We start from the raw sequence: 25,039 nt of genomic DNA, 5'->3' as shown, positions 1-25,039 counted from the left end.
GCCGATCAGCACTCCCACTCGACGCGGCTGAACAGGTAACCCTTGCCCCACACGGTCTTGATCTTGCGCGCTTCGCCGGCGTTGTCGTCGAACTTGCGCCTCAGTTTGGAGATGGCCACGTCCACGGAACGATCGGTGCCATTGAACTCGATACCCCGCAGTTGTTGCAGGATTCGGTCGCGGTTCATCACCTCGCCCGCATTGCGTGCCAGCACCACCAGCAGGTTGTACTCACCACTGGACAGCTCCACTTCTTCGCCACGCCAACTGACCGTGCGCTCGGCCAGGTCGATGCGCAACCCCCCGATCAGGATCAGGTCGTTGTCCAGGCGCGGCTCATTGATGCTGCTACGACGCAGCAGCGTACGCACCCGGGCCAGCAGCACGCGTGGTTCACAGGGTTTGGTCACGTAATCATCGGCCCCCATTTCCAGGCCCAGTACCTGGTCATGGCTGTCATCACGCGCAGTCAGCATCAGGATGGGCAGGCTCTGCGACTCCTGGCGCAACAGGCGGCACAGTTGCAAGCCGTCGATGCCCGGCAGCATCAGGTCGAGGATGACCAGGTCCGGTTTTTGCCGGCGGAACTCGTCCAGCACATGGTCTCCCCGGGCGATCACCTGGACATGAAAGTCGTTGCGTTGCAGGTAGCTGGCGATCAGTTCGGACAGGGCGCTGTCGTCTTCGACCAGGAAAATATTCGGCATAGGTGCTAGAGAATCCGGGTGCAGGTGTACGCAGAATATATAACCCTACCGGCCCAGAGGATTGATCTTCACACTTTTTCACACTCACCCTACAGGTATTAACAGCCGCCAGTGCAACAGCTGCCGTAGCATATACCCGGTCATCATCGGAAGATCCGCATGCCTACTACCTTCCCCCCTCGCCTGCGCCCAGTGGCGCTTCTGGCGTTTATGAGCTTGTCCCTGGCTGGCTGTGGCGACAGCGCCGAGCAAGACGAAAAGGCCCCTACCCCGCAGGTGCGGGTGGAAACCCTGCAATTGCAGCCCTTGGCGATAAGCAGCGAGCTCAGTGGCCGCATTCTCGCCCCGCGCACCGCCGAAGTGCGCGCACGGGTCGCGGGCGTGGTACTCAAACGCGTGTACCGCGAAGGCAGTGACGTCAAGCAAGGCGATGTGCTGTTCCTGATCGACCCGGCGCCATTCAAGGCCGACCATGACAGTGCCCGCGCCACCTTGGCCAAGGCCGAGGCCACCCTGTACCAGGCACGCCTGCAAGAGCAGCGCTACCGCAAGCTGGTCGACGACAAGGCCGTCAGCCGCCAGGAATACGACAACGCCAAAGCGAGCTTCCTGCAGGCCGACGCCGACGTGGCCGCCGCCAAGGCCGCCCTGGAGCGCACCCGCCTGAACCTCGGCTACGCCACGGTAACCGCGCCGATTTCCGGCCGTATCGGCCGCGCCCAGGTCACCGAAGGCGCCCTGGTCGGGCAAAACGAAAGCACGCCGCTGGCGACCATCCAGCAGCTGGACCCGATCCACGCCGACGTCACCCAGTCCACCCGCGAGCTCAACGCCTTGCGCCGCGCCTTGCGCGCAGGCGAGCTGCAGCAGGTGGGCGACGGCCAGGCCCGCGCCACGCTGATCCAGGACGATGGCAGTGCCTACCCGCTGCCAGGCAAGCTGCTGTTCTCCGACATCAGCGTCGACCCCAGCACCAACCAGATCACCCTGCGCAGCGAGTTCCCCAACCCGGACCTCGACCTGCTGCCCGGCAGCTATGTGCGTGTGCGCCTGGAGCAAGCCGTACAGCCCAAAGGCCTGAGCGTGCCGCAGCGGGCCATCCTGCGCGACAGTGCTGGCGTGCCCAAGGTGCTGGTGGTCGACGCACAGGCCCGGGTCAGCGACCGCCAGGTGGTACTGGGCAGCGCCCAGGGTGATCGCTGGGTCGTCAGCGAAGGCCTGACGCCAGGCGAGCAGGTGGTGGTCGAAGGCCTGCAACACGTCAAGGCCGGTGACCAGGTGCAGGTCGACAACGCAACGGGCACAGCGCCCATCGCACAGCACACCGGCCAGTGAGGGCCTGATTCATGCCGCAATTCTTCATCGACCGCCCGGTGTTCGCCTGGGTGGTCGCACTGTTCATCCTGTTGGCCGGCGCGCTGGCCATCCCGCAGCTGCCGGTAGCCCAGTACCCGAACGTGGCCCCGCCGCAGGTGGAAATCTACGCCGTATACCCAGGCGCCTCCGCCGCGACCATGGACGAAAGCGTGGTCAGCCTGATCGAGCAGGAGCTCAACGGCGCCGACAACCTGCTGTACTTCGAGTCGCAAAGCAGCCTAGGCAGCGCCACCATCACCGCCACCTTCGCCCCGGGCACCAACCCGGACCTGGCCCAGGTTGACGTGCAGAACCGCCTGAAGGTGGTCGAGTCGCGCCTGCCGCGCCCGGTCACCCAGCAGGGTCTGCAGGTAGAAAAGGTGTCTACCGGGTTCCTGCTGCTGGCCACCCTCACCTCTGAAGATGGCAAACTCGACGAAACCGCGCTGTCGGACATTCTCGCGCGCAATGTGATGGACGAAATCCGCCGCCTCAAGGGCGTCGGTAAAGCCCAGCTGTACGGTTCGGAACGCGCCATGCGCATCTGGATCGACCCGCGCAAGCTGATCGGCTTCAACCTCACGCCCAACGATGTGGCCGAGGCCATTGCCGCGCAGAACGCCCAGGTCGCGCCCGGCAGCATTGGCGACCTGCCCAGCCGTGGCACCCAGGAAATCACCGCTAACGTGGTGGTCAAGGGTCAACTGAGCACGCCCGAAGAGTTCGCCGCCATCGTCCTGCGGGCCAACCCGGACGGTTCCACGGTCACTATCGGTGACGTTGCCAGGGTCGAGATCGGCGCCCAGGAATACCAGTACGGCACCCGCCTGAACGGCAAGCCGGCCACCGCGTTCAGTGTGCAGCTGTCGCCGGGGGCCAACGCCATGGAAACCGCCACCCTGGTGCGGGCGAAAATGCAGGACCTGGCGCGCTACTTCCCGGAAGGCGTCACGTACGACATCCCCTACGACACTTCGCCGTTCGTCAAGGTGTCGATCGAGCAGGTCATCAACACCCTGTTCGAAGCCATGCTGCTGGTGTTCGCAGTGATGTTCCTGTTCCTGCAGAACCTGCGCTACACCCTGATCCCGACCCTGGTGGTGCCAGTGGCCCTGATGGGCACCTTCGCGGTCATGCTGGCGATGGGCTTTTCGGTCAACGTGCTGACCCTGTTCGGCATGGTGCTGGCCATCGGTATCCTGGTCGACGATGCGATCGTGGTGGTGGAAAACGTCGAACGCATCATGGCCGAAGAGGGCCTGCCGCCCAAAGAGGCCACGCGCAAGGCCATGGGCCAGATCAGCGGCGCGATCGTCGGCATCACCCTGGTGCTGGTGGCGGTGTTCCTGCCCATGGCTTTCATGCAAGGTTCGGTGGGGGTGATCTACCAGCAGTTCTCGGTGTCGATGGCGGTATCGATCCTGTTCTCGGCATTCCTGGCTCTCAGCCTGACCCCGGCGCTGTGCGCCACCTTGCTCAAACCGGTCGCCAAGGGTGAGCTGCATGAACGCAAGGGCTTCTTCGGCTGGTTCAACCGCCGCTTCGAAAGCCTAAGCAATGGCTACCAGGGCTGGGTGATGCAGGCGCTCAAGCGCAGCGGCCGCTACCTGCTGGTGTACGCGGTGCTGCTGGCGGTGCTGGGCTACGGTTTCAGTCAGTTGCCCACAGCGTTCCTGCCCACCGAAGACCAGGGCTACACCATTACCGACATTCAGCTGCCACCCGGCGCCAGCCGCATGCGCACCGAACAGGTGGCCGCGCAGATCGAGGCGCATAACGCCGAGGAAGCGGGCGTAGGCAACACCACGCTGATCCTGGGTTTCAGCTTCTCGGGTAGCGGGCAGAACGCAGCACTGGCATTCACCACGCTCAAGGACTGGTCCGAGCGTGGTGCCGACGACAGCGCCCAGTCGATTGCCGACCGCGCGACCATGGCCTTCACTCAGCTCAAGGATGCCGTGGCCTATACCGTGCTGCCGCCGCCTATCGACGGCCTGGGCGAGTCCACCGGCTTCGAATTCCGCCTGCAGGACCGTGGCGGCATGGGGCACGCCGCGTTGATGGCTGCCCGCGACACGCTGCTGGCCAGTGCCGGCAAAAGCAAGGTATTGACCAACGTGCGTGAAGCATCGCTGGCCGAAAGCCCGCAGGTGCAACTGGAAATCGACCGCCGCCAGGCCAATGCCCTGGGCGTTTCGTTTGCCGATATCGGCTCGGTGCTGGACGTGGCGGTGGGCTCCAGCTATGTCAACGACTTCCCCAACCAGGGCCGCATGCAGCGGGTGGTGGTGCAGGCCGAAGGCGACCAGCGTAGCCAGGTCGAAGACTTGCTGAAAATCCACGTGCGTAATAGCAGCGGCAAGATGGTGCCACTGGGCGCGTTCGTCCAGGCCAAGTGGGTCAGCGGGCCAGTGCAGCTGACCCGTTACAACGGCTACCCGGCGGTGTCGATTTCCGGCGAACCGGCAGCAGGCTACAGCTCGGGCGAGGCGATGGCGGAAGTCGAGCGCCTGGTCGCCCAACTGCCGCCTGGCGCCGGCCTGGAATGGACGGGGCTGTCGCTGCAGGAACGCTTGTCCGGCAGCCAGGCACCGATGCTGATGGCGCTGTCGTTGCTGGTGGTGTTCCTGTGCCTGGCGGCGCTGTACGAAAGCTGGTCGATTCCCACCGCCGTGCTGCTGGTAGTGCCCCTAGGCGTACTGGGTGCGGTGCTGGCCGTGACCCTGCGCGGCATGCCCAACGACGTGTTCTTCAAGGTTGGGCTGATTACCCTGATCGGTCTGTCGGCAAAAAACGCCATCCTGATCATCGAGTTCGCCAAGCACCTGGTCGACCAGGGCGTGGATGCCGTCGACGCTGCGGTGCAGGCCGCCCGCCTGCGCCTGCGCCCCATCGTGATGACCTCGCTGGCATTCATCCTCGGCGTGGTACCGCTGGCCATTGCCAGCGGCGCCAGCTCGGCCAGCCAGCAGGCCATCGGTACCGGGGTGATCGGCGGCATGCTCAGCGCCACCTTGGCGGTAGTGTTTGTGCCGGTGTTCTTCGTGGTGGTGATGCGGCTGGCGGGGCGTGGCAAAGCTGCTATTGAGCATGAAGGCGTGGTGAGCGTCGGCCAGGCCGAGCAGCCGCACGGGTAAAAGTGGGTATGTTAATATTGCTGGCATCGGTGGAGGAGCTGAAATGACACAAGCCCGCGATGCCAGCATCAAATGCCAGGTCCTGGAACTTGCCAAACAGCAGGGTGTTACCAGCGAGAAGGACCGTTTCAGTGATCTGGCAACGACCATTACCAACCTGTCGGGTGATGTCGTCAACCTTGATGACATCGAGAGAATGCTGGTAGCGCTCAAGAAGAAAGGCATTCTCACCAAGCGACAGATACTTGAGCTGGAAGCATGCTATCTGAACGAGTTGTCTGGCCATGACGATGGGCAAAAGATCAGCGCATGATGTTCGATCCATTCGACGATTTTGAAACCGCAGGCTACTTGCGCAATGTCTTCAAGCTGAAAGACCCCGCGCAAATCAAGAAAATGGAGCATCTGGCGTTTGAATCCAGCCTGGAAGACGCCATTTCCCTGCTGTCGAGCTGTCGGCACATTACCTACCAAACCCTGCTTGAGCTGCATCATCTCCTGTTTGCGGATTTCTACCCCTGGGCTGGTAAGGACCGCGCCGAGCTGGCACCGAGGCTTGCGGTATTCAAGGGAACGGATAGCGATCCTCGCCATACTGTTTTCTGTCCACCCGACCAGATCCGGCACTGGACATCCCACGCACTGATATTGGGCCAAGACCAGCAAAGGCTCAAGCAGCACCCAGGTGAGGTACTTGGGTTGCTGGCAGATGCTCACCCCTTTCTGGATGGTAACGGCCGAACGATACTGCTGGTTTTCATGGAGCTATGTCATCGGGCCGGCTTTGCCATCGATTGGTCTCGTACCACCAAGGACGACTACCTCGCAGCCCTGAGTACTGAAATCAATCAGCCCTCGAAGGGCCATCTTGATCAGTATCTGAAACCGTTTTTGGTGAAGCTCTCTAACAGAAAGCAATGGCCAGACGTTCTGGGCGCTATCAATGGGCTGGATGGACTGGATAAAGAGAACATCAGGCATGAAAGCCTGGACGACCCAGGGGTACAAGCGTTGTATCGTGGCTATCGCTCACTCCCCCCCTGCTCCACCCTCATCCTTGCCGGTGGCCGTGGCCAGCGCATGGGCGGCCGTGACAAGGGGCTGATCGAATGGAAGGGCGAACCGCTGGTGGCGCATGTGCAGCGGGTGGTGCGGCCACTGAGCGATGACTTGGTGATTTCCTGCAACCGCAACCAGGAGGCCTACCGGGCGTATGCCGACCAATTGGTCGGCGATGCCGAGGCGGACTTCCCCGGTCCGCTGGCGGGGGTGATTGCCGGGCTCAAGGTGGCGCGGTATGAGTGGGTTGTGCTGCTGGCATGCGATGCGCCGCTGGTTGACCGGGTGTTGATCGAGGATCTGCTGCGGTTGGCAGTGGCGAATGACAGTGCGGCGATGGTGCGCCAGGGTGGGTATTGGCAGCCGATGTTCAGCGTGCTGCCACGGCGGGTGCTGCCGAGGCTGGAGCAGGCTTGGGCACAGGGTGAGCGGAGTTTGCAGAGGGCCTTGCTGCGCGAGTCGGTTCAGGGGTTGGAATGTACCGAAAATGATTCCCGGTTGAGCAACTTCAATAGCCCGGAGTTGCTGAAAGGCTGAAGGCATCTCCCGCCTGTTCCGGCCTCTTTGCGGGCTTGCCCGCGAAGAGGCCGGAACAGGCAGTAAGTCATCCGGCAGACAATTCCTCGACACTGATCTCTCGCATCCTGAACTTCTGTACCTTGCCAGTCACCGTCATCGGAAACTCGTCGACAAAGCGGAAGTACCGGGGCACCTTGAAGTGCGCAATCCGCGCCCTCGCCCACTCACGCAGTTCATCCTCAGTGGCGGTATGCCCCGGGTGCAGCCGCACCCAGGCCACGATCTCCTCACCATACTTGCTGCACGGCACGCCAATCACCTGCACATCGGCCACCGCCGGGTGGGTGAAGAAGAACTCTTCCAGCTCGCGCGGGTAGATGTTTTCCCCGCCACGAATGATCATGTCCTTGCTGCGCCCGACAATGCGCACATAGCCCTGCTCGTCCATCACCGCCAAGTCGCCGGTGTGCATCCAGCCTTCACCATCAATGCTTTCTGCGGTGGCCTTGGGGTTGTTCCAGTAACCGAGCATCACGCTGTAGCCACGGGTACACAGCTCGCCTATCTCGCCACGCGGTACGGTGTTGCCGTCAACGTCGACCACCTTGTTCTCCAGCCGTGGCTGGGTACGGCCGACACTGGTCACACGGCGCTCCAGGTCATCGTCCGGCCCGGTCTGCAATGACACCGGGCTGGTCTCGGTCATGCCGTAGGCAATCTGCACCTCGGCCATGTGCATTTCGCCAATCACCCGGCGCATCACCTCAATCGGGCAGGTGGCACCGGCCATGATCCCGGTGCGCAGGCTCGACAGGTCGAATTCCGCGCGTTGCGGGTGGTCCAGTTCGGCGATGAACATGGTCGGCACGCCATACAGCGCGGTCGCCTTTTCCTCTGCCACAGCGCGTAGCGTGGCCAGTGGGTCGAAGGCATCGTTGGGGTAGATCAGGGTGCTGCCGTGGGTCATGCAGCCAAGGTTGGCCATGACCATGCCAAAGCAGTGGTACAGCGGCACCGGCACCACCAGCCGGTCGTGCTCGGTCAGGCCCAGGCTTTCGCCGACCATGTAGCCGTTGTTGAGGATGTTGCTGTGGCTGAGGGTCGCGCCCTTGGGGAAACCGGTGGTACCCGAGGTGTACTGGATGTTGATCGGGTCGTCGCAGCACAGTTGCGCCTGGCGCTCGGTCAGGGCCTCACGTCTGATTGCGTCGGCACGGGCCTGCAATTCATGCCAGGCCAGAAAACCTGATGGTGGTGCGGCCGCCAGGCTGACCACGCCGCGCAGCTCCGGAAAGCGCTCGCAGATCAGCTCCCCCGGCTGGCCTGTACTCAGGCCCGGTACCAGGCCCAGCAGCATGGCGTGGTAGTCGGAGGTCTTGAACGCGTCGGCGCAGATCACCCAGCGGCAGCCCGACTGGCCCAGGGCGTAGTCCAGCTCGCTGGAGCGGTAGGCCGGGTTGATGTTGACCAGGATCGCGCCAACCTTGGCACTGGCGAACTGGGTGATGCACCACTCGGCGCAGTTGGGTGCCCAGATGCCCAGGCGGTCGCCGGGTTGCACGCCCAAGGCCATTAGGGCGCGGGCGTGCTGGTCGACTGCAGCGGCCAGTTGGCGCCAGGTGTAGCGCAGGGCTTGGTGGCGGACTACCAAGGCTTCGCGATCGGGGAAGCGAGCGACGGTGGTGTCGAAGGCATCGCCGATGCATTGGCTGAGCAGGGCTTTGTCGGGGTTGCCCTGGGAGTAGCTTGGCTGGGGCATGGGCGCTCTCTTGTTGTTCTTGTATTGTTTTGACTGGCCTCTTCGCGGGACAAGCCCGCTCCCACAAAGAACCCACAAGATCCGAATGCGGTGCAGTCTTGTGGGAGCGGGCTTGCCCCGCGAAGGATCCAGCACTGAACTACCTGATGAACACCTGCGGCGTCGTAGTCGACATGTCACCACCCGGCAACTTGATGTTCTTCACTTTCTCCAGCGTATCCGGGTTGAACACCGCCAGGTCGTTGAAGGTGCCGCCCAGGTACAGTTTGTCGCCCTTCTTGTCGAACGTGACGCAGTAATAGGTGTGCTCCAGATTAGCCGCCTTGATCAGCTTGCGCTGCTTGATGTCGTATTTGGCCAGGCGGTTGAGCACGCCGTAGATCTGGTTCGGGTCCTTGGGCGAGCGCAGGCCGGTGAAGTACAGCTCGGTCAGGTCGGCGAACTCCTGGGTATGGGTCTTGCCGGTCTTCAGGTCGACGCTCAGGTAGCCGTACAACAGCTCAGCCTCGTTCGGGTCCTGCTTGGCATCCTTGAACTTGGCAATGGTGTACAACATCGAGAACTCGTGGCGCGGGTTCTGGTGCGGCCAGAAGTACAGCACGTCCGGGGCACTGTAGCCTTTGCGGTTCCAGTTGCGCAGCGGCAAGGCCACCGTGTACTTGCCGGTCTTTACGTCCATCTTGTAGATATCCGGCCCGGCAAAATACAGGGTGCCATCGTCGGCGGTGCGCATCAGGTATACCTGGCGCGGCATCGGGAAGGTACGTATCGGCTTGGCCTGCAGGCCATCGCCGGTACTGAACACCTCAAGCCGTGGTGGCTTGACCACGTAGTGGTCGTTCAGCATCTGGGTCGGGTTGACCGTGGCGTACACTTCCTTGCCGTCGGGGCTGATGGCGAACGAGTAGATCGACCGGCCCACTTCGCCTGCCACGCTGGACAGGTTGGCGTGGAAGGTGTTCTTGCAGGTGTCCAGGTCGATGCCGTAGATGTCACCGTAGTGGTTGTTCAACACGTAGGCAGTGCGGTTGTCCGGCGCCATCATTGCGGTGCCGGGGCCGAACTTGTCGGGCATGACGCAGCTCTTGTACACCGTATCAGTGGCCACATCGACCACATGCAGGTTGTTCGGGTAGTTGGTCACGATCATGTATTCGTGGCCAGCCTTCAGTGCCGGCCCGGTATCGTCGGCCTGTGCCAGGCCGGTACACGCCATGGCGGCGATGGTGAGCGCGAGTGACGCGCAGCGTCCAGCTTTCATGCGGTTTCCCCTTGTCATTCTTGTTGGGCCGGTCACTTGTCTTTCGGGAACACAGTGCCGAGGTTGCGCCAGTCATCCGCCGAGTTGGTGGCCTGGGCGTTCCAGTTCTGATAGGTGCTCATCATGTCCGGCACCTGGGCCGGCCACCAGCAAGGGTCGGAGCAGCCATACAGGTCGGCTTCCATCGGCTGGCAAAGCGAGCTCACGCCACCAAAGGCGTCCACTTCCCAACCCGGGTCGGTGGTGGCCGTACAGCCGGCCACTGCACTCATGGCCATGACTTCTTCGACGCGGTCTTCGGCAGCGGCCTGTTCGAGGATGCGCGCCTTGTTGTTCAGGGGCTTCAAGTGCTTCATGTCAGTGCGCCTTCCGCGGAGTGATGTAGCGATCGATGAAGGCCGGGTTGGCGGCCATGATGCGACTGTAGACTTCGATGCCGAAGTCGACCCAGTCGCGCATCAGTTCGCAGTAGTGATACGTCGGGTGCTGCGGGTCGCCGTAGCGCGCATAGCTTTCGTGGTAGCAGCCGCCAGAGCACAGGTTGCGGATACGGCAGCTCTCGCAGCCGGTGTTGCTGCGGTCCAGGCGCTGCGACAGGAAGTCGTTGAGCTGCGCCTGCTTCACGCCCTGGTGCACGTTGCCGAAGGTCGGCAGGCTAGAGCCGGTGAAGCGGTGGCACAGGTTCAGCTCGCCTTCGTGGTCCACCGCCAGCATCTTCAACCCGGCGCCGCACGGCAGCGCCTTCTTGTGGCCTTCGTGGATGTCGGTGATCAGCTGGTGCAGGTTGGAGAACCCGATGTTGCGGTGCTCCAGCGCGGCTTCCAGGTAACGGCGGCCCAGCGCCTTCATATTGGCGAACACCTCGATCAGTTCGTCGCCGGTGAGGTTGAAGTCCGCCATATCGCCGGAGGTGACCGGGGCAAACCCAACCTCGGCAAAACCCATTTCGTTGAACAGGTGGTTCCAGATGGTTTCGACATCGGTGATGCCGCGGGTCAAGGTCACCCGCGCCCCTACCGGGCGGCTGGTGTAGCGCGACAGCAGCAGGTCGGCCTTGCGCCGCACCACGTCATAGGTGCCCTGCCCGCCCACGGTGATGCGGTTGCGGTCGTGCACGGTCTTCGGGCCGTCGATGCTGATAGACAGGCCAAAGCGGTGGGCATTGAGCCAGTCGATGATTTCTTCGGTCAGCAACGTGGCGTTGGTGGTCATGATGAACTCCACCGCCTTGCCCGCCTCGGCGAAACGCCGCTCGCAGTAAGCCACCATGTGCTCGATCAACGGCCGGTTGGACAGCGGTTCGCCACCGAAGAACACCACGCTGTAGCGCTCCTCGTTGGGCGATTCCTTGAGCAGCATCTCCACCGAGGCTTCGGCGGTGGCGGTGCTCATCTTCTTGCCGGCGGACGGTTTATCCAGGTCTTCCTTGTAGCAATAGGTGCAGCTAAGGTTGCAGCCGGTGTTGACGTTGAGCACCACGGTATTCAGCGCAGTGCGCTCGACCTGCCTGAGGGCGATTTCCGGGGTCAGCGGCGAGCCGTCGCTGACCAGCTCCAGCGCGATCAGCTCGCGCAGGGTGTCCTGGATATCGTCGCCGGCAAACTGCTGGCCCAGGCGCTGCATCAGCTCCTCGGCCGAACAACCTTGCTGGCGCAAGGCGTCGATGATGCTACCGGTCACGGCATCTGTGGCAAACAGCGAGCTGCTGGGAATATGGAACAGCATGCGGTCGGCATCGACCTGCACTTCATGCAGGTTGCGTTCGACCAGGTTCAGTAGTGCGCCCATGGCGACCTCCCGATAATCGATCCGTTGGAAAACCGTTGCGCCGTGCCGTTACGGCAGCGGCGGGTTGTTCCAGCGCTGAACGGTGACGATCATGTGCCCTTCGCCAGTCTGGCCACCGTCGGCCAGGGTGGCGATGACCTTCAGGTTACCGGCGTTGTTGGTCATCATCTTGCGCTCAGGGTTGGGGCCGGCACCGCCTGGCACGAACACGCCATCGGCCTGCATCCTGCCAGCGAACTTCACGTCCTCATCCTCGACCGCACGTTCGTTGAACGGCTCGACTTTCCAGGTGGCTGGCAGGTAGCCGATGCGCAGTGGCTGGCCGCTGGCGTCTTTACCCCAGGCCTCGGCTTCGAAACGGCCCTGCACTTTCGGTACCGAAGCACCGTTCTCGCCAATGCGGGCAATGGAGAATGCCGGCACGACCTTCACTTCCTCGACCTTGTCGTATACCGCCAGGTTTGCACCTTTGAGCGCGCCCACTGCCACCTCGCGCTGGCCAGGCTTGGCATCGGCGGCTGCGCGGGCCTTGACCCGCACCAGGGTCGGGGTTTGCTCCAGCACTTCGGTCACCTCCACCCCGGCACCCAGGTCGGGCTTGCCGTCCAGGCCGCTGCCTACCAGGGTGATCTCGCTTTCGCCGCCCGCCTTGATAAATGCCGGCTGTACGGCAAGCAGGCGTGCCTTGCCTTCCTTCACCGCAGTGAAGTCCAGGCCACGTTCATCGTGCTCGGCCTCGAACATGCGGCCTTTCATTTCGCCATCGAGTGCCGCGAACACCTGACGCAGGTTGGCGTCGCCCACCTTGACGTTGCCGCGCCATTCATAGCCGTTGTACAGGATTGCCGTGCCGCTGCCGTTGAACGGCGTGCCATCGGCATAAGCGCCCTTGACCTCCACCTTGAAGGTATCGCCCTGGTCGGCGGTGACGCTCATCACCCCGCGCACATCGCCCTTGGCCAGCATGTGCCCGCTGAAGGCCCATTGCCCCGGCAGCACATCGGCGCTCGGCTTGGCCTTCTGCCACTCGGCCCAGGCCGGGTTGTCCAGCGGGTAACGCTTGGCAAGTTCCGGTACCACCTGTTGCAGGGCAATCGGCAGCCAGTCGCGGTCACGCGCCTGGGCCTGGTATTCGAGGGACGGCCATTGGCCGAGGTGGAAGTTGACCAGGTGCTCCCATTCCTTGGCCGGGCGGCGCTGCAAGGCCACGCGGGCACCGGAGTGACAACGGCCACAGGTTTCGCTGAGCTGGGTATCGAAGTGCTCGACGGTGTTCAGCCGGCGTTCCATGGCGTAGCGCACACCATCGGTTTCGCTGGGCGCCAGACCCTGCTTGTCGGCCAGGTACTTGACCAGCGTGCGACGGTCGTCGTCGCTGATCTGCAGGCCGTGCATCACCTGCATGCGGGCGATGCTCATCAGCCAGCCTTCCGGCGTTTTTCGCTGGTGGCTGATGCGGCTGTAGTTATCGTTACCTTCGGGGATATGGCACCCCATACACTTGTTCTGCAACAGGCTCGGGCCCTGCTCGGCCGCCATGGCCTGGGTGCTCAGCAGCGCGGCGGCGACCAGCGCCAGTTTGCCCGCATGCCGCCGGAGTCGAGTCGTCTTCAAGGTCAGACCTCCACGGTTGTTGTTCTTATCGTTTTTCGCACGCTTTGGTACAGCAGGTGTGCATGTGGCAGTTGTGATACAGGAACTGTGCCAGATGCTGCAAAAGCGTTGTCTTTCAGGCTTTTAGGCCGTTTTCTGGTCTTGGCCAGCATCCAGGATGGCTAATTGCAGCGTGCCATTTCGCGACAGGGTGTTTCATCCTGAGACAGGGCCTGCTGCACAGGCCTTCGCGGGCTCGCCCGCTCCCACAGCAATTGCGAAATGCCTGAGTACAGCCACTGTTTCACCACCGTCTCACAGCGTCTCAATGTGCAACAGCGCACACCTGCAATCACAGCCTTGCACCCAGGCAAAACCCAATGCCTTCAACACCTTGCGACCAATTGCCCACCTTGGCACGGCCATTGCGCCTGTGCCCGTCACACCCAATGACAAGAGGCACAGCCCCATGCTTTCTGAACTGCCCATCCTGCCCGCCACCCGCGCCTTTCTCGAACGCAAGCTGAAGATGCGCATCGGCGCCGACTGGCAGGAGGCCGCCAGCGGTCGCACCCTGTCGTTCCGTAACCCGGCCACTGGCGAAGTGCTGGGTGAAGTGCCCGCCGCCGAGGCCAAAGACGTCGACCGCGCCGTGCGCGCCGCACGCCAGGCCTTCGACGACTCGCCATGGAGCCGCCTGCGCCCGCGTGAACGGCAAAACCTGCTGTGGCGCCTGGCCGACCTGATGGAGCGCGACGCCCGCCAGCTGGCCGAGCTGGAATGCCTGAACAATGGCAAGAGCGCCGCCGTGGCTCAGGTGATGGACGTGCAGTTGGCCATCGATTTCCTGCGTTACATGGCCGGCTGGGCCACCAAGATCGAGGGTAGCACTGTCGAAGCCTCCATGCCGTTGATGCCCAACGACCAGTTCCACGGCTTCGTGCGCCGTGAGGCCGTCGGCGTGGTTGGCGCCATCGTCGCGTGGAACTTCCCGCTGCTGCTGGCCTGCTGGAAGCTCGGCCCGGCCCTGGCCACCGGCTGCACCGTGGTGCTCAAGCCAGCAGATGAAACCCCACTGAGCGTGCTCAAGCTGGCCGAACTGGTCGACGAAGCCGGTTACCCGGCGGGCGTGTTCAACGTGATCACCGGTACCGGCCTTAATGCCGGTGCCGCGCTCAGCCGCCACCCCGGCGTGGACAAGCTGACCTTCACCGGCTCTACCGAAGTCGGCAAACTGATCGGCAAGGCGGCCATGGACAACATGACCCGCGTCACCCTGGAGCTCGGCGGCAAATCGCCAACCATCGTCATGCCCGACGCCAACCTGCAGGACGCGGCTGCGGGTGCGGCCACGGCAATCTTCTTCAACCAGGGCCAGGTGTGCTGCGCAGGCTCGCGCCTGTATGTACACCGCAAGCACTTCGACAACGTGGTGGCCGACATCGCCGGCATCGCCAATGGCATGAAACTGGGTAGCGGCCTGGACCCGGCCGTGCAAATGGGGCCGCTGATTTCGGCCAAACAGCAAGACCGCGTCACCGGCTACATCGAGCTGGGTCGCGAGCTGGGCGCGACCATCGCCTGCGGTGGCGAAAGCTTCGGCCCGGGCTACTTCGTCAAGCCGACGGTGATTGTCGATGTCGACCAGCGCCACCGCCTGGTGCAGGAAGAAATCTTCGGGCCGGTGCTGGTGGCGATGCCGTTCGATGACATCGACGAAGTGATCGGCATGGCCAACGACAACCCCTATGGCCTGGGCGCTAGCATCTGGTCCAACGACCTGGCAGCGGTGCATCGGATGATCCCGCGTATCAAGTCGGGGTCGGTCTGGGTCAACTGCCACAGCGCGCTGGACCCGGCATTGCCATTTGGTGGCTACAAGATGTCTGGCGTCGGCCGTGAGATGGGCGCAGCGGCCATCGAGCATTACACCGAGCTCAAATCGGTGTTGATCAAGCTCTGACCTCCTGCCTGTGCCGGCCCTTCGGGTTCACCCGCGAAAGGGCCGGCACAGGCAGCCCCAAAACAACAAAAAAAAAAACCATGGAGCACACCATGAGGCACACTCTCGCCTGCACGCTGACCCTGCTGATCACCGCCCCCCTCACCCAGGCCCACGAGCTGTACAACCACAACGGCACCACCCTCAACGCCGACCTCGAAGCCCTGTTTGGCGTGTTCCACAGCGACGAAAGTTTCAACCAAGCCGGCAACCGCCAGCCCGGCAGCACCGCCTGGCAAGAGGGCTACGTCAAATACGGCCTCAGCGGCAGCCAGGCCCTGCCCGATGCAGGCGCATTCTACGGCGCGTTCAACCTGCTCAGCTCCGCCACCTGGGGCGACGGCGACGCCGCCGGCCTGACCCTGGGCGACGAACGCCGCACCGCCATCGAAGACCTTTACCTGGGCTGGCGCTCGGCCAACCTGTTCCCGGCTTTGGGCGAAGATGGCGTAGACATTTCTGGCGGCCGCCAGGTGGTGACACTGGGTGACGGCTTCCTCATTCAGGGCGACCCGGTGAACCTGGGCAAGGTCGACCTGGGCGCCAACTTCGACCGTGGCGGCGCTTACTACCTGGCCGCCCGTAAAGCCTTCGACCGCACCGCAGTCCTGCGCCTGGGCGGCAAACAAGGCTGGCGTAGCGACCTGATGTGGCTGAAGTCCGACAACCACTACCAGGCCGACACGTCGCTGGCAGTAGCCAACCTGGAACACGTCGCCGACGCCGGCACCGTGGGCCTCAGTTGGATACGCGGGCTGGACGTTGACCAGCGCTACGCGCAGATCATGGGCCTGGAGCACCGCGACGGCATGGACACCGCCAGCCTGCGCGGGCGCGGTAACCTGGGCGTGAAAGACCTGGAACTGGCCGCCGAATACGTGACCCAGGACAAGACCGGCGGGCGCGAGAATGCCTGGTACCTGGAGGGCAACTGGACGTTCTCCGAGCGCCCCTGGTCGCCTACCGCCACCTACCGCTACAGCCGCTTTTCCGAAGGTTTCGACCCACTGTTCTATGGACTGAGCCGGGGTTATGGCACCTGGTTCCAGGGTGAAGTGGCGGCCAACTATGCCGGACCGTTCAACAAGAACAGCCAGGTGCACCACGTGGCGCTCAAAGGCAAGCCACGGGATAACCTGACCGTGGGCGCGCTGTACTTCGACTTCGACACGCAGGACACCGACCAGGGCAACCTCGGCGGGCGGGAGCTGGACCTGTATGTGGAATGGATGGTCAACGACCACCTGCTGATCAGCCCACTGGTGGGGTTCTACAAGCCGGAGCGCAGTGCGGACAATGGCGGCACGCAGCTGAGTAGCCGGGATACCGGCGCCTATATGCAACTGATTGTCGGCACCTTCTTCTGACTCAAGGCCCTATCGCAGGCAAGCCAGCTACCACAGGTACTGCACAAAGCCTGAGCCTTGTGCAGTACCTGTGGTAGCTGGCTTGCCTGCGATAGGGCCGGCGACCTCACGCGAAACCTTGCTCTCGCAGCCAGTGCCGCACCATCACTTGCTGTTCATCCAGAAGACCTGGCAACACTACCTCAAGTGCTTGCCCGCCATGTAGCCTCTGCACGATAGGCGCCAACTCCACCCCCTGCAAATGCCAAACCCCCAACGGCTGATCCGCCGTCACCACCACCTTAGCCTCATCCACCCACCCATCACGCAGTACTGGCCGCCGCTCGACCCGCACTGCGCTCCAATCCGCAGGCACATGCAACGGCTGCGCATCCGGCCAACCTTGCCGCCGCGCCCAAAACGGCTGCCCTGCGCGCCCCTGCTCCTGCCCATAGAAATCCCGCCCGATCCGGGCAAAGCGCAAGAACAGCTGCTCGACCCGCTGCTGGTGAAACTGCCGCGCCAGCCCTGCGCGCTCGGGCTTGCGCAACAACGTATTGATAACCACCGGCGCCTGCAACGCCGAAGACAGTGACTGGAAAATCCCGTTACCCGACAGCGGGTCAACGGCCATCGCCGCATCGCCGACCCGTATCCAGTCCTGCCCGACACATTCGCCGGCCAGAATTGCCGTGCTGCTGCGTGCATGCACCTGTGCCGGAACCAGCGCCTGGCCATCAAACAACTCGGCAACCAGCGCGCTGCAGGCTCGCCGCGCCACGCAGTATTCCGCCAACCCGGCCTTGCCCGGTAGCCCCGCCGCGTCAAGGGTGACTTGCCAGTAACAGCGGCCATCCTCCAACCGCGCCATCCACGCCCAGCCATCCTCCAGGCTTTCCACTGCCGACGCAGGCGCCCCCGGGCTACCCTGCCACACATTGAGCAGGCTGACCGTTTCCGGTCCGCGCAGCCGGTCCGGCGCCAGTGGTGCCTGACGGCCTCGGGCTTCGACGAGGAAGTCAGCCATCAGCACCTGCCCATCGTCCAGGCGCACGTGATGACCGCCCTCGTGCATAACCTCGCGCACCCGCCCCTCGACCACACTCACGCCAGCACGCTGAAGATCGTCGCGCAGCACCCGGTCAAAACGCTGTCGATCCAGCAAGAACTCCTGGTTCATTTGCAGGTGCTGGCCGTTCCAGTGCACCTGCCGGGTAGCCGGCATGGCCGCCTGGCTCAAGGCCCCACCAAGGCCTGCATGTCGCAAGCCCTCCAGCACCCGCTGAGAAACCCCTTCAACTGCCGCGAAACGGCGCCACTCCGACACCACCGCCACTGAGTAGCCCAGCCGGCGCAGGCCTATGGCCGTGGCAGCACCCGCTGGGCCAGCACCCAGCACCACAATGCGTGGTTCAGGCATGGCCAACACCTCGTCGCTCGGGGCCGGTATACGCCGCATTGCTGCGCAGCCAGTCATAAACCTGCTGGCGATCCATGCCCGGTTCGTCGCGCAACAACGCTGCAATCCTTCCGCTCAAGGCCGCGCAGCCCAGGCTAGCGCCCGCCCTGCCGCCCGTGCCCACGTAACCGCCAAAGTCCGCCTGCCGCGTACCCAGCCACGACCACTCGCCCGGAGCGCAGCGGGCATCGCCGGTCACCCGAATCACCCCGCTGTAGCTGGCCGGGTACACCGCCCCGCCTTGCGCCGGGCTGGATGCGCACAACAGCACACCCGCTGCCAACGCTTCGGCGCAAGCCTGGTGCAGCACAGGGCGGTCCTGCTGCAGGCCAAGGCTAAGGTTGACCAAGGTAACCCCCGCCTCCACCAGCCACAGCAGCGCGGCAGCCACCTGCAAGGCGCTGGTACTGGCCTGAGCACTGAACACCTGGGCCACCAACAGCGGCACCGGCCCAGCCTCACGCTGCACACCGGCAAACACCTCGCTGCCATGCCCCAGTTGGTCGGGCAGCAGCTCTCCTTCACGCAACTGGCCGTCTTCCAGCCAGAAACGGCGGGCAGCCAGCAAACCGTTGGCCTGCTCCGGCGAGCAGCCGCTGTCGATGATGCCAACACGCACGTCAGTGCCCATGTTTGATTGCCTCCTGCGCCAGCACCTGCAACTGGCCATCATGCAGTTGCAAGTGCAGGTCGGCATCGGCCAGTGTCGAAGCTCGGTGGCTGATCAGGATGCGCGTGCGGCCAGCGAAAAGCTGGTCGATGGCCGCGATCACTTCGCGCTCGGTGGCTTCGTCCACTGCGGATGTTGCTTCGTCCAGTACCAATATCGCCGGAGCCTGCAACACTGCCCGGGCGATGGCGATGCGTTGTTTCTGCCCGCCGGACAACTGCTGGCCACGTTCGCCCAGAAGGCCGTCCAGGCCCAGTGGCAGGCTTTCGACCAGGCTGTCCAGCCGCGCCAGGCGCACTACCCGTTCCAGCTCTGCACGGCTGGCCTCAGGTACGCCGTAGGCCAGGTTCTGCGCCAGGGTGCCACGGAACAGCACGATGTCCTGGCTGACCACCGCAATGCGCCGACGCAACGCGGCCAGGTCCAGGTCACGCAGGTCGGTGCCATCCAGCAGAATGCGCCCGGCGTCAGGGTCGTAGAAGCGCTGTAACAGGTCGATCAGGGTAGACTTGCCCACCCCCGAGGCACCGCTGATGGCCACCTTCAGGCCACCCGGCACACACACCTGCACGTTGGTCAGTACGGCACCTTCGCGCCCTTCATGGGCAAAACTCAGGCCTTCAAGGCGCAGCTCACCGGGGCCATCGGGTATCGGCTTCGGGTTGCTCGCCGGGCGCACGGCCACAACCTCCTGCTTCAGCTCCATCACCCGCCCCAGGCTCACGGCCATGCGCTGTACCGCTACGTACAGGCCCAGCAAGCTCTGCACCGGGCCTACTGCCATGCCCATGTAGGTGGAAAAAGCGATCAGCGCGCCCAACTGCCAAGTGCCCTGGATCACCCACCAGCCGCCGACCAGGAACGCACAAGCGCGGCACCAGGAGGTGAGCGTGCCGGGGATGGCCTGGGTGAAGAACTCGGTCACCTGCACTTTCAGCAACTGGCGCATGTAGCCTTGCCCAAGCTGGTCCAGGCGCCCTGCCTCGCGGCCTTGCTGCCCGGACGCCTGAATGAACTTCATCGCCGGCAAGGTCTCGACCAGGAACGACGACACATCCGCCGAACACTCACGCAGGTTGCGCACTTCGCGCTCTACCTTGCGCCGCATCCAGCGCAGCCACAGCACTTCGATCGGTACCAACAGCGCCAACAGCAACGACAGTTGCCACGACAGCATCAGCATCAGCGCCACCGCGCCCACCAGGCCGATTACCGCCGACACCGCCGAGAACAGTGAATCCACGGCAAAGCGCTGGATCTCCGCCACGTCGCCGTCCAGCCGCGAAAGGATGTCGCCCATGCGCCGCCGCCCGTAGAACGTTGGCGACAATTGTTGCAGGTGGCGATAAAGGTCATCGCGCAGGGCGAACAGGATGCGCCCCGACAGGCGCGTGTGCAGGTAACGGTTGACCCCGGCCAGCACCGTGCCCAGCAGGCCTGCGCCGATCATGATCGCCGCCATATGCCAGAGGGTCTGGTAATCCTTGGCCAGCAGCCCCTCGTCGATCAGCGTCTTGACCAGCCAGGGCTGCGCCAACGCCAGCAGCGATGCGCCCAGTGACAGGCCCAGCAACAGGCCGATGGCGCGCCGGTGCGGGCGCACGAAACCATACAGCCAGGCCAATGCCTGGCGCATGAGTACAGGGTCGCTGGACTCCACCAGCCTTGCGAACAGGGGGCCCATGGTTCAGCCGCGCAACTGTTTGAGCTTGCGGTACAACGTTGCCCGGCTGATGCCCAGGGCCTCGGCGGCGGCCGACACGTTACCCTGGTGGCGCGCCAGCGCACCGCGAATCAATTCCAGTTCGTTGTCCTTGAGGCTGCCGGAAGGCGCCGTGCCACTGGCCAGTTCTTCCAGCAAGCAGTCTGTAAGGTGGTCCAGAGTCAGCACCTGCTCGCCGTCCTCACGCATCGCCAGCGCCGTGCGTACTACCATTTCCAGTTGGCGGATGTTGCCCGGCCAGTCGAAGCCTTCCAGCAAGGCGGCCAATGCCGGGTCCAGCGTAACGCCACGGGCATCGGACTTGTCCAGCAACCCCTGAATGATCGCGGCCAGGTCATCCCGCTCGCGCAGGGCCGGCAAGCGCAGCGACACGCCGTTAACCCGGTAGTACAGGTCTTCGCGGAAGTGTTGCTCTTGTACCAGGCGCTTGAGATCACGGTGAGTGGCGCAGATCAGCGCCACATCGATGTCCTGCTCGTCACCCGCGCCCAGCGGTGCTACACGGCGCTCCTGCAATACCCGCAACAGGCGCGCTTGCAAGGCCAGCGGCATGTCGCCGATTTCGTCCAGGAACAGCGTGCCGCCATGGGCCTGCATCAACCGCCCGACCATGCCGCCCCGGCGGGAACCTGTGAAGGCGCCCTCGCGGTAGCCGAACAGTTCTGACTCGATCAAGCCTTCAGGGATGGCTGCGCAGTTGACGGCCACGAACGGTTTGTCGGCACGCGGGCTGGCCTGGTGCAAGGCCCGGGCGACCACTTCCTTACCGGTACCGGTCTCGCCCAGCAGCAGCACTGGCAGGCCATTGCCCAGCCCTTGACGGGCCATGCGCAGGTTGCGCGCCAGGCGTGGATCGCCGCCGGCCAATGCATCGAGCGCGGGCGACGGCTTGCCGAGCGTCGGTTTGCTGCCTGGCGTACCACCATTTACCCGGCCATGGCGCGGCAACTGCAATGCGCGGAAGTAGAACTCGCCCTTGGCCGTTTGAACGCTACTCACCCCGCCCTGCCACAGGCGTGCAATAAACGCAGGTGAACGTTCGCCAAGCAGGTCTGTGCTGCGCCGGCCAATCAGCTGATGGCGCGGCACCTGAAGCAGTTGGCAGGCACTGTCGTTGGCGGCCAGCACTTCACCGTCCAGGCTCAGCGCCAGCAGGCCGTGCCATGCGCTGTTGAGGTATTGCGGTCGGCTGTGGAAGGCCAGCACCAGTTGCTCCGGGTGGCACAGGCCGAACATTCGGCTTTCGATGTTGCCGGCCGCCAGCATCAGCGTCGAGAGGCTGTCTTGTGGCTGCGCCATCACTCCTTCGCGGGTGATGTCCAGCACACCGATCACCTCGCCACGCGGGTCGCGCAGGGGCACCGATGTGCAGGAAAACGGGCTGAGGCGGTCGAGGTAATGTTCACCGCAGTTGATCAATGTCGGCCGGCCTTCCACCACGGCGGTGCCGATGGCATTGGTGCCACGCAGCGATTCGCTCCAGCAACTGCCCGGGTGCAGATCACGCAGGCCCTCGCGGCTGAGCACGTGGGTCTGGCCTTCGATGGCCAGCACGTTGGCCTGGGCGTCACCGAGGATGACGATACCAGCTTTACCCTGGCGTGCGACCAGGTAGTCCAGTTCGGGGGTAACGGCGTCGACCAGCAGCCGGTTGCGCTCCAGCAGCATGCGCAAGTCGTGGCCCTGCTCCAGGCCCAGGCCGACTTGCTCGCCTTGCAGGCAATCCAGGCCATGGCCCAGGCTGCGGCGCCAGGAGGCATCGATTTCGTCGCGCAGCATGCCCAGCGGCAGCTCGCCCTCGCTGGCCAGCTTGAGGCGGGCCTGGCGGGATTCGTGCAGCGGGTCGTGGGCGTTTGTTATGAGTTGTCGCGCCATTTTCTACTCCGGCTGTGCCCCGCGAAGGTGGCGGGGAACGGGCTTGGGAATTTTCCGCAGTGTGCGGGAGAAATTCCTGGCCGTCATCAGGCTGGGGTAGAAGGTGGCATATGGTGACGTTAACGTAAAGGGACAGGAGGGGTGGGGGGGAGATGGACATTATATAGCCCGTACCGGCCTCTTCGCGGGCAAGCCCGCGAAGAGGCCCTCAAGGTGAATCACGGCTGCTGATTCTGGCTCAGGTACTTGTCCACCGTCCCCTTGCCCTCCCCCGCATCCCCCGCCACCTGCCACAACCGCCGCTCAATCCCCTGCGCCAGCAAATGCCCCACCGCCGCCTCGATAGCCGACAGCACGCACAGCTGCGCCGGTTCGTTGGTGGTGTACCCCACCTCGGCTTCCAGCAGCTTCTTGAACTCGATGAACTTGAACACCCCGGCACTGCGGCCAACCGAGTAGATGGTCTTGCTGGTCATCACGTTGGCCAGCACCTGCCCGGTGCGCACGTCTACCGCTCGCAGGTTCACGGTCACCTGGTCCACCCGGTACTCGCGTGAGATGTCTATCCCCAGGTAGCGGGCGCCCTCCCCGCCGCTGCGTACGTTTGTGTCGTAGGCGATGATGCCGCCCTCCAGCATCAGGTTGGCGGCCTGCAGCGGTGGCAGCTCGCCCATGATGTTTTCCGGTACATCCGGTTTTTTCTGCGAAGCACGGATGATCTTGCGCTCGGTCAGCAGGTTCTGCAGCCCTTCACGCTCCAGCACCACAAACCAGCCGCTGGCGCTCAGGGCGTCCATCAGCATGCTGGCTGCGCCCTGGGTGACACTGGTGGAGAACGAGCTGGCCGGGGTGGGCTTGTACTGGCCGGTCTGGTCGCGGAAGCCGTACACCACGGCCATCAGCCGGCCTTTGGGCCGTGGCATGTTGATCAGGTCGTAGTAGGTCGAGGCGCGCGGGGTCAGGGTCGGGGTTTCCGAGTCCTGTTCAGCCGACATGGGTTCTCGCAGGCTGCAACCACTTTGCAGGCCCAGGGCGGTGAGGATCAGCAGCGTGCTCAGCAGACGTTTCATGGTGTTCTCTCCCCAACATAAAAGCCCTTCCCTCTCAGGGGTTCAGGCCGCTGACCTCAATGATCGAAATTTCTCCTGTGACGCGATCGGTGACCTTGATACTCAAGGCCCCGGAGTCGTCGATGACGTCGATGAGAAACGCATCGGTCGCCATGCTGCCGGTGTTGCCATTGCTGATGTTGTCCAGCAACTGCGACAACATCCGCGACTCCAGCTGGTTGCTGAAGCGCTCCAGTGCCGTGGTGCCGGTAAAGGCCGAGGCACGGTCCTTGAGGTCGGGGTCGTCGTAGTCGTTCTGCGCCTGGGCGTTGTTCAGCAGCCAGGTGCCGTTGAGCGGGTTGCCGCCAAAGGCCGGGTTGACCGGGGTGTACACCAGCTCGGTGGCCTGGGCAGCACAGGCGCTGGCCAGCAGGCAGGCGGCGATGCAACGGGGTATGCAGTGCTTCATAGCTCGTCCCTCTCCAAGTCGGTGGTGTCCTGTAGCAGGCGTTGCAGCTTGCGTTGAATGATCTGCTGCTTGACCAGGTCGGCGGCTGCAACGGCCTCGTCTTTGAGCTCGGTGGTGTTCGGGGGCAGGAAGCGGCGGTACATGACCTCACGTTCGAACTCCACGGTGACCAGGCTGCCCCAGCGCGCATCCGGGCGTTCGCGTACCACCAGGTTGAAGTCCAGGCGGCTGGTGGCCCGCAGGCGGTCGGCGAAGTAGTAGTAAAAGTCGTGGCCGATGTGCGAGATGGTGTTGTCGACGATGAAGCCCTGCATCTCGTCCTCGCTCGAGGCATTGGCCGAAGTGGCCATACCCAGCAGCATGCTCAGGTAGAGTGCGGCCAGGGTATTCATGGCGTGTCTCCCGGGCCGCTGTGGGTTTGCACACCATCGGCGCCTTCGCTGAAGGCCTGCTCGGCGACGAACTGCCAGTCGCTGTAGTGTTCCAACCCTTCGAAACCGGTCCACTCGGCGCTGAAGCCACTGCGCTTGAACGGGGTAGCGTCCGAGCGGCTGTGCACACCCGTGATGCGGCCGTCGATCGAGCGCAGCAGGCCCCACTCGTCGCTGTTGGTAATGGGGTCGGGGTACAACCTGCGAATGTGCCGCTTGGCCTGCGGAAAGCGGTTGTCCTGCAGCAAGTCGGCCAGGTCTTGCGGGTACTGGGTCAGGCCCGGCGAGGCGCGGTAGTAGCTGCGCAGGGCCTGGGCGTACTGGCTGCCCACCCACAGCAGTTGGCGTTCGCGGTCGCGCTGGGCGGCGCTGGCCCAGAGCGTACCGGTGGCGGCCAGCGCCACGCTGCTGACGGCAATCAGCAGCAGCACGCCCAGGTAGGTGAAGCCGCCGTTGGCCTTACCATTCAGCAAAGAGGCTGCCATCACGCGCCCTCCCTGTGGCACCGCTCTTGATATCCGCCACGCCGCCAGCCACGCCTTCAGGCGGTGGCACCAGCTGCCAGGCGTCGCTGCGCTCGGTGATCGGGTCGACCGGGGTGTTGCGCAGGTAGCGCTGTTCTACCAACTGCTCCAGCGAATCCGGGTAATGGCCTGTGTCGCCGTAGTAGTGGTCCAGCGCCTCGCGCAGCACCGCCAGGCTCTGGCGCAGGGTGGCCTCGCGGGAGCTTTCCAGGCTGTTGAAGTAGCGCGGCATGGCGATGGTCAGCAGCGTGGCGATGATCGCCATCACCACCAGCAGCTCGATCAGGGTGAAGCCTTTGCTGCGTTTCATGG

Annotated in this window: 21 protein-coding genes and 1 pseudogene; 7 read left to right on the top strand and 15 right to left on the bottom strand. The window is 63.8% G+C overall.

The window, feature by feature from the left end:
* Nucleotides 1-5: 5 nt before the first annotated feature.
* Nucleotides 6-707, bottom strand: a complete 702-nt coding sequence (locus D8767_RS13785; protein ID WP_016713986.1) for a response regulator transcription factor — start codon at nucleotides 705-707, stop codon at nucleotides 6-8.
* A 159-nt stretch (nucleotides 708-866) separates the two neighbouring features.
* Between D8767_RS13785 and D8767_RS13780 the strand changes: the two genes are divergently transcribed.
* The 5 genes and pseudogenes from D8767_RS13780 to mobA all read left to right on the top strand — a co-directional run bounded on the left by D8767_RS13780 (nucleotide 867) and on the right by mobA (nucleotide 6,796).
* The gene (locus D8767_RS13780; RefSeq protein ID WP_122048306.1) at nucleotides 867-2,042 is read left to right on the top strand and encodes an efflux RND transporter periplasmic adaptor subunit; all 1,176 of its coding nucleotides are present in this window, start codon (nucleotides 867-869) and stop codon (nucleotides 2,040-2,042) included.
* Nucleotides 2,043-2,053: 11 nt separating this feature from the next.
* Nucleotides 2,054-5,200: an efflux RND transporter permease subunit gene (locus tag D8767_RS13775; protein ID WP_016713984.1), complete on the top strand. Its 3,147-nt coding sequence runs from the start codon at nucleotides 2,054-2,056 to the stop codon at nucleotides 5,198-5,200.
* Nucleotides 5,201-5,243: 43 nt separating this feature from the next.
* Nucleotides 5,244-5,513 carry a hypothetical protein gene (locus D8767_RS13770; protein WP_016713983.1) on the top strand — a complete coding sequence of 90 codons (270 nt, stop codon included), beginning with the start codon at nucleotides 5,244-5,246 and terminating at the stop codon, nucleotides 5,511-5,513.
* A pseudogene (locus D8767_RS29455) lies at nucleotides 5,510-5,950 on the top strand (Fic family protein); the annotation flags it as partial. The gene D8767_RS13770 and the pseudogene D8767_RS29455, both read left to right, overlap by 4 nt.
* 261 nt (nucleotides 5,951-6,211) lie before the next feature.
* Nucleotides 6,212-6,796 (top strand): molybdenum cofactor guanylyltransferase MobA, encoded by a 585-nt coding sequence (gene mobA, locus D8767_RS28925; RefSeq protein WP_033740241.1) that lies wholly within the window; start codon nucleotides 6,212-6,214, stop codon nucleotides 6,794-6,796.
* A 67-nt stretch (nucleotides 6,797-6,863) separates the two neighbouring features.
* Here mobA and D8767_RS13760 read toward each other — a convergent pair whose 3' ends face one another.
* The 5 genes from D8767_RS13760 to peaA all read right to left on the bottom strand — a co-directional run bounded on the left by D8767_RS13760 (nucleotide 6,864) and on the right by peaA (nucleotide 13,200).
* On the bottom strand, nucleotides 6,864-8,537 hold the full coding sequence (locus D8767_RS13760) for a fatty acid CoA ligase family protein (protein ID WP_028698872.1): 1,674 nt from the start codon (nucleotides 8,535-8,537) through the stop codon (nucleotides 6,864-6,866).
* A 139-nt stretch (nucleotides 8,538-8,676) separates the two neighbouring features.
* Complete coding sequence (gene peaD, locus D8767_RS13755) at nucleotides 8,677-9,798, bottom strand: quinohemoprotein amine dehydrogenase subunit beta (RefSeq protein ID WP_016713981.1); 1,122 nt, start codon at nucleotides 9,796-9,798, stop codon at nucleotides 8,677-8,679.
* A gap of 32 nt (nucleotides 9,799-9,830) precedes the next feature.
* On the bottom strand, nucleotides 9,831-10,154 hold the full coding sequence (gene qhpC, locus D8767_RS13750) for a quinohemoprotein amine dehydrogenase subunit gamma (protein WP_016713980.1): 324 nt from the start codon (nucleotides 10,152-10,154) through the stop codon (nucleotides 9,831-9,833).
* 1 nt (nucleotide 10,155) lies between these two features.
* Nucleotides 10,156-11,586, bottom strand: coding sequence for a quinohemoprotein amine dehydrogenase maturation protein (gene peaB, locus D8767_RS13745; RefSeq protein ID WP_016713979.1), 1,431 nt, complete (start codon nucleotides 11,584-11,586; stop codon nucleotides 10,156-10,158).
* Between the two features lie 48 nt (nucleotides 11,587-11,634).
* Nucleotides 11,635-13,200 (bottom strand): quinohemoprotein amine dehydrogenase subunit alpha, encoded by a 1,566-nt coding sequence (gene peaA / locus D8767_RS13740; protein WP_028698870.1) that lies wholly within the window; start codon nucleotides 13,198-13,200, stop codon nucleotides 11,635-11,637.
* Nucleotides 13,201-13,648: 448 nt separating this feature from the next.
* Between peaA and D8767_RS13735 the strand changes: the two genes are divergently transcribed.
* Nucleotides 13,649-15,142: an aldehyde dehydrogenase gene (locus D8767_RS13735; RefSeq protein ID WP_016713977.1), complete on the top strand. Its 1,494-nt coding sequence runs from the start codon at nucleotides 13,649-13,651 to the stop codon at nucleotides 15,140-15,142.
* A 92-nt stretch (nucleotides 15,143-15,234) separates the two neighbouring features.
* Nucleotides 15,235-16,548 carry a hypothetical protein gene (locus tag D8767_RS13730; protein ID WP_016713976.1) on the top strand — a complete coding sequence of 438 codons (1,314 nt, stop codon included), beginning with the start codon at nucleotides 15,235-15,237 and terminating at the stop codon, nucleotides 16,546-16,548.
* A gap of 106 nt (nucleotides 16,549-16,654) precedes the next feature.
* Here D8767_RS13730 and D8767_RS13725 read toward each other — a convergent pair whose 3' ends face one another.
* From D8767_RS13725 to D8767_RS13685, 9 genes are all read right to left on the bottom strand, one after another.
* A complete protein-coding gene (locus tag D8767_RS13725; protein ID WP_029380291.1) occupies nucleotides 16,655-17,947 on the bottom strand; it encodes an NAD(P)/FAD-dependent oxidoreductase in 1,293 nt (430 codons plus the stop codon).
* A complete protein-coding gene (locus D8767_RS13720) occupies nucleotides 17,940-18,617 on the bottom strand; it encodes a peptidase S8 (protein WP_016713974.1) in 678 nt (225 codons plus the stop codon). Before D8767_RS13720 ends, D8767_RS13725 begins: the two co-directional genes overlap by 8 nt.
* Nucleotides 18,607-20,340 carry an ABC transporter ATP-binding protein gene (locus D8767_RS13715; protein ID WP_016713973.1) on the bottom strand — a complete coding sequence of 578 codons (1,734 nt, stop codon included), beginning with the start codon at nucleotides 20,338-20,340 and terminating at the stop codon, nucleotides 18,607-18,609. The genes D8767_RS13720 and D8767_RS13715 overlap by 11 nt, the downstream gene beginning before the upstream one ends.
* Before the next feature lie 3 nt (nucleotides 20,341-20,343).
* Complete coding sequence (locus D8767_RS13710; protein WP_016713972.1) at nucleotides 20,344-22,254, bottom strand: sigma-54-dependent Fis family transcriptional regulator; 1,911 nt, start codon at nucleotides 22,252-22,254, stop codon at nucleotides 20,344-20,346.
* Nucleotides 22,255-22,472: 218 nt separating this feature from the next.
* Entirely contained in the window at nucleotides 22,473-23,324 is an 852-nt protein-coding gene (locus tag D8767_RS13705; RefSeq protein ID WP_016713971.1) for a CsgG/HfaB family protein, read from the bottom strand.
* A gap of 34 nt (nucleotides 23,325-23,358) precedes the next feature.
* Nucleotides 23,359-23,772, bottom strand: a complete 414-nt coding sequence (locus tag D8767_RS13700) for a curli assembly protein CsgF (protein WP_016713970.1) — start codon at nucleotides 23,770-23,772, stop codon at nucleotides 23,359-23,361.
* A complete protein-coding gene (gene csgE, locus D8767_RS13695) occupies nucleotides 23,769-24,164 on the bottom strand; it encodes a curli production assembly/transport protein CsgE (protein WP_122048305.1) in 396 nt (131 codons plus the stop codon). The genes D8767_RS13700 and csgE overlap by 4 nt, the downstream gene beginning before the upstream one ends.
* Complete coding sequence (locus D8767_RS13690) at nucleotides 24,161-24,688, bottom strand: type II secretion system protein (protein WP_016713968.1); 528 nt, start codon at nucleotides 24,686-24,688, stop codon at nucleotides 24,161-24,163. The genes csgE and D8767_RS13690 overlap by 4 nt, the downstream gene beginning before the upstream one ends.
* Nucleotides 24,663-25,037, bottom strand: coding sequence for a type II secretion system protein (locus tag D8767_RS13685; RefSeq protein WP_016713967.1), 375 nt, complete (start codon nucleotides 25,035-25,037; stop codon nucleotides 24,663-24,665). Before D8767_RS13685 ends, D8767_RS13690 begins: the two co-directional genes overlap by 26 nt.
* Nucleotides 25,038-25,039 lie beyond the last annotated feature (2 nt).

Origin of the sequence: Pseudomonas sp. LTGT-11-2Z, from assembly GCF_003691445.1 — a bacterium.
GTDB lineage: Bacteria > Pseudomonadota > Gammaproteobacteria > Pseudomonadales > Pseudomonadaceae > Aquipseudomonas > Aquipseudomonas monteilii.
This window is presented reverse-complemented; position numbering and strand designations above follow the sequence as displayed.

Excerpts from the sequence above, each read along its gene's own strand:
- csgE (WP_122048305.1), bottom strand. The coding sequence starts at position 24,164 with ATGAATACCCTGGCCGCACTCTACCTGAGCATGCTGCTGGGTATGGCC.
- D8767_RS13785 (WP_016713986.1), bottom strand. The coding sequence starts at position 707 with ATGCCGAATATTTTCCTGGTCGAAGACGACAGCGCCCTGTCCGAACTG.
- qhpC (WP_016713980.1), bottom strand. The coding sequence starts at position 10,154 with ATGAAGCACTTGAAGCCCCTGAACAACAAGGCGCGCATCCTCGAACAG.
- D8767_RS13690 (WP_016713968.1), bottom strand. The coding sequence starts at position 24,688 with ATGGCAGCCTCTTTGCTGAATGGTAAGGCCAACGGCGGCTTCACCTAC.
- D8767_RS13700 (WP_016713970.1), bottom strand. The coding sequence starts at position 23,772 with ATGAAGCACTGCATACCCCGTTGCATCGCCGCCTGCCTGCTGGCCAGC.
- D8767_RS13720 (WP_016713974.1), bottom strand. The coding sequence starts at position 18,617 with ATGGGCACTGACGTGCGTGTTGGCATCATCGACAGCGGCTGCTCGCCG.
- D8767_RS13775 (WP_016713984.1), top strand. The coding sequence starts at position 2,054 with ATGCCGCAATTCTTCATCGACCGCCCGGTGTTCGCCTGGGTGGTCGCA.
- D8767_RS13770 (WP_016713983.1), top strand. The coding sequence starts at position 5,244 with ATGACACAAGCCCGCGATGCCAGCATCAAATGCCAGGTCCTGGAACTT.
- D8767_RS13710 (WP_016713972.1), bottom strand. The coding sequence starts at position 22,254 with ATGGCGCGACAACTCATAACAAACGCCCACGACCCGCTGCACGAATCC.
- peaD (WP_016713981.1), bottom strand. The coding sequence starts at position 9,798 with ATGAAAGCTGGACGCTGCGCGTCACTCGCGCTCACCATCGCCGCCATG.
- D8767_RS13705 (WP_016713971.1), bottom strand. The coding sequence starts at position 23,324 with ATGAAACGTCTGCTGAGCACGCTGCTGATCCTCACCGCCCTGGGCCTG.
- D8767_RS13715 (WP_016713973.1), bottom strand. The coding sequence starts at position 20,340 with ATGGGCCCCCTGTTCGCAAGGCTGGTGGAGTCCAGCGACCCTGTACTC.
- peaB (WP_016713979.1), bottom strand. The coding sequence starts at position 11,586 with ATGGGCGCACTACTGAACCTGGTCGAACGCAACCTGCATGAAGTGCAG.
- D8767_RS13780 (WP_122048306.1), top strand. The coding sequence starts at position 867 with ATGCCTACTACCTTCCCCCCTCGCCTGCGCCCAGTGGCGCTTCTGGCG.
- D8767_RS13730 (WP_016713976.1), top strand. The coding sequence starts at position 15,235 with ATGAGGCACACTCTCGCCTGCACGCTGACCCTGCTGATCACCGCCCCC.
- D8767_RS13760 (WP_028698872.1), bottom strand. The coding sequence starts at position 8,537 with ATGCCCCAGCCAAGCTACTCCCAGGGCAACCCCGACAAAGCCCTGCTC.
- D8767_RS13735 (WP_016713977.1), top strand. The coding sequence starts at position 13,649 with ATGCTTTCTGAACTGCCCATCCTGCCCGCCACCCGCGCCTTTCTCGAA.
- D8767_RS13685 (WP_016713967.1), bottom strand. The coding sequence starts at position 25,037 with ATGAAACGCAGCAAAGGCTTCACCCTGATCGAGCTGCTGGTGGTGATG.
- D8767_RS13725 (WP_029380291.1), bottom strand. The coding sequence starts at position 17,947 with ATGCCTGAACCACGCATTGTGGTGCTGGGTGCTGGCCCAGCGGGTGCT.